This is a genomic window from uncultured Ligilactobacillus sp., from assembly GCF_948826705.1.
In the GTDB taxonomy this organism is placed as follows: domain Bacteria; phylum Bacillota; class Bacilli; order Lactobacillales; family Lactobacillaceae; genus Ligilactobacillus.
The window spans coordinates 1-3,669 of record NZ_CAQLEL010000042.1 but is presented as its reverse complement, the minus strand read 5'-3'; the positions used below and the strand labels follow the sequence as shown (position 1 = coordinate 3,669).

The following is a 3,669-nucleotide window of genomic DNA, read 5'->3' as shown; positions in this document are numbered from 1 at the left end:
GGGTGTTGGTTCATTTGGTTCAACTAACGCCATAGATGAGGCAAAAACGACCTGATCGTGATCATCTAGTTGTACTTCACCAGAATTAAGTGAGTCGGGAACAGTGACACTAGCAGCATGAACGGAAAAATCGGTCAAAAACAACAAACAAAAGACAGTTACAACAAAGAGTAATGATTTGAATGATCCTTTCATAGTAGAGCCCCCTATAAGTTTGTGCGCCAATAGTGATCTATTAGCGTATCCAAATTATAGCAAGCTAGATCTAAAAAAGTTGATTGTAACCTATATATAACATTAAAGTTATTGTTTTGTAAAATATAATTTATATAGATAAAAAAACCACCATTTCCTAGATAGAAAACGGTGGTTTTTAAGCGGTTTACGTTATATAGATGATTTATTAGCCTCACTTTCTAAGTAACTGATAAAGAGATCCAAGATGATGAGTTCAAGAACAAAAAACAAACTAACAACGACAAGATACACTTCTTTTGGAATATCTTGATCTGGATAAAAAGCCAGCATTACAATGTATTGGAATACAAGTATTACTAAGTAAGGATAGTAATTTCGCAAGCGTGAATAACCAAACACATTTTTTAGCTCGATCTGAGTGAGGTTTTTCTTAAAAAAGCTGAGCAAGGAATAAAAACTAAGCGCAAGTACGAGCAATAAGAGTAAAAATTGTTCGTAAAGATGGGTCAAAAGATCACCAAATCCTTGACGTAGCTCTTCAAGCTCACCGTGATCATAACGGATCATCTGGGCAACATTGTCACTTAAATTATATTTTTTTAAGATAGGTTTCCATTGCTCAGATAGTTTTTCTAAAGAAGTTTTTTTAAGTGGTAAGAGCAAGCTATCATTGGCAAAACCAGATAGGATATTGAGGTGATATTGCGTAAGACCATGATCGATATTTCCAGGAGTAATGATCATAACGATCTCATTTGCCATATTTTTACCAGTTACGATGTTTTTGAAGTTTCGGTTGAATCGAGGTTTTGAGTAAAAAACTTGGATACCATATTTTTGCGCGATCGGCTCGTTTCTTTTCTCATATTTGAGCCGTTTAGTGACTAAATTTTTGAATGTATCAGGGAAAACCAAAACTAATTTTTTGGATGCTGGATCAGGAATGATCTTTTGGTTATGAATATCTCTTAAAGGATAGCGCCTCAAGTAATTAGTGTTGATAATAACGCTGGTAAATTCACGGTCAACTGTAGTTGGTTGCTTATAGCTAGAGCCACTATCATTTAACAAAAGTGCGCCTTTACTGTTGGCTATTTGGTAGACATCTTTTAGATCAGTGAAATTATTGCGAGCATCGACTACATTTCCCCCGATCATATACGGAAAAAACTCAGCATATTTCTTTAACTCAGGCTCTTTATGACCATAGTTATCTGTTATTAGAGAGCCTAGTGGAGCAAAAAAGGTGATCAAAGTGAGTAAGAAAAACACTTTTATTCCACTAAGCAAGCAAAAAAGCGAAAGTGAAAAGTAGCGTTCTCTAGTAGCATCTAAGCTCACTAAATACATCAAGCAGACCATTAGAAAACTTGTTCCCAAAATTGCAAAGAAGATAAAGCCTTGTCGATTTAATAATTCTGTTAGCTCTAAATGCCTGTAAAGCATCCAAAAATCGTAAATAAAGGCAAATGATGTTGCAATTAATGGCTTTAAAGTAAGTGACAAAAAACTACGCCAAAGAGACCAACCATTTAATTTGTAAAGGCGAAGAGATTGCCATTCTAGTAGTAAGTAGATCAAAACTGCGAGCAAGATAAAGGCATTCAGAGAGTTGATAAGTGGTGAAAAATCAAACTCATCATCTAAGAACGGCAATAATAATTCAGTTGAACGAGTGATCTGGTAATCTCTTGTCCTATAATGTGTCATAAAACTTTGATTCAAGCGTTGATTCAATAAAGTAATAAAGGAGTTATATTTGTTTAGATCAAGTGTTTCTAGAAAAAAGACCCCCTCAAAATTCCTTCTATCTTTAAAAGCCGAGCTAAGTGGCCGAATAGTAACTTTATAACCTTTTAGTAACGGATAAGTATATGTATATTCAAAGTTATCAGACCCTAAGGCGTCAAAATTACCTAAGAAACTAGTTTTATGTAAATTATTGACATAAAAGTTTTGTTCAGAAATACTTTTAGCGTAGTTTAATCTACCATCTTCTAATGGATAACCAAGATAAACATTTTTTTCCATATAATTTAGTCCAAACTTTTGAGCACATCCATCTAGGATGGTCATAAGTTGGTGAAATTGTTTTTTAGTGTGAGCCACTAAAGGAAGCTTAAAAGCGATGAAGTGTTCAGAAGTATCGATCTGATGTAGTGCTAGCTTGGCTTCAGAATGATAATTACTGGAATATGCTGTGATGCTACTTAAGATAAAACTAAGTAAACAAATAACGCTCAGAAATAAATTTTTAGTTTTCATAGATTACCTCCGATAAAAAAGAGTGGCGAGCCACTCTTAAAAACATTGCTATCAAGGTCTGGTGTAATTATAGTACGCTTTGAACGTGCCGTATCCTTTGGCAGTCGCAAATGCCCAACTATTTTCTAAGGCAGGTACTAATTTAAAATTATTACCAACTTTAGCAGTCGCAGTATGTCGGGCGAAGCGATGAAAATAATTAGAATGTCCCCACTTATAGCCGTTAAAGTAGTTATGGTGATCTGAATAATAGACCCAACGACTATTTGGCATATTGACTGCGGTGAAATTAGCATTTGAGAGACGAGCAAAGAGTGCTTGTTTATCGGTCAAGTTCTGGGGTATTGGTTCATTTGGTTCAACTAACGCCATAGATGAGGCAAAAACGACCTGATCGTGATCATCTAGTTGTACTTCACCAGAATTAAGTGAGTCGGGAACAGTGACACTAGCAGCATGAACGGAAAAATCGGTCATCCTGATCGAGAACGAATCCAGAAACCTTCTGCGCTGTCTTGAATTTTGGGCATATTACAGTTATACTAAAAATATAAGCAGATGCCTGAGGGCATTTTAGAACATGATACCGGACATAATGAAAGGAGTTGTAAGCATGGGAATTTTTTTGAACAGCAGAAGCCCCTGTGCCGATTACCGCGAAATGGTATCCGATCTGTACTTTGTAGATAAATCTATGCTGATCACAGAACTGATCCCTGCGCTGGAAAAGAAAAACCGTTACTTCTGTATTTCAAGACCGCGCCGTTTTGGCAAAAGTGTTATGGCAAATATGATAGGTGCATTTTTTGGAAGATCAACGGATTCCAGCGAACTCTTTGATCAACTGGCAATTTCAAAGCAGGAAAAATATAGAACTCATTTGAATCAGCATAATGTGATCTACATTGATTTCAGCCGGATGTCGGAAAACTGCGACTCTTACCGCTCCTATATCAGCCGCATCCAAAATGGATTAAAAGAGGACATTATATCAGAGTATCCGGATCTTGCATTGGATCCTCAAAAAGCCGTATGGGATAATCTGCAACAGATTTTTGAAAAAAGAGGAGAGAAGTTTATCTTCATCATGGATGAATGGGATGCCATATTTCATAAATCATTCATACAGGAAGCTGACAAAGAAACCTATCTTGAATTTTTGAGAAATCTGCTGAAAGGCCAGGTCTATGTGGAACTGGCCTACAT

The 3,669-nt window shown here is 36.1% G+C and carries 4 protein-coding genes; 1 reads left to right on the top strand and 3 read right to left on the bottom strand.

What is annotated here, in order from left to right; genetic code table 11:
• The 3 genes from Q9Q35_RS02530 to Q9Q35_RS02520 form a co-directional block, all read right to left on the bottom strand.
• Window positions 1-195 (bottom strand): hypothetical protein (locus Q9Q35_RS02530; protein WP_304651987.1); only part of this gene is annotated, 195 nt, incomplete at its 3' end.
• A gap of 192 nt (window positions 196-387) precedes the next feature.
• Complete coding sequence (locus tag Q9Q35_RS02525; RefSeq protein WP_304651986.1) at window positions 388-2,463, bottom strand: hypothetical protein; 2,076 nt, start codon at window positions 2,461-2,463, stop codon at window positions 388-390.
• Window positions 2,464-2,514: 51 nt separating this feature from the next.
• Window positions 2,515-2,940 carry a lactococcin 972 family bacteriocin gene (locus tag Q9Q35_RS02520; RefSeq protein WP_304651985.1) on the bottom strand — a complete coding sequence of 142 codons (426 nt, stop codon included), beginning with the start codon at window positions 2,938-2,940 and terminating at the stop codon, window positions 2,515-2,517.
• A gap of 136 nt (window positions 2,941-3,076) precedes the next feature.
• Here Q9Q35_RS02520 and Q9Q35_RS02515 point away from each other — a divergent pair.
• Window positions 3,077-3,669: AAA family ATPase (locus Q9Q35_RS02515; RefSeq protein ID WP_304651984.1), on the top strand; the 593-nt coding region annotated here is incomplete at its 3' end.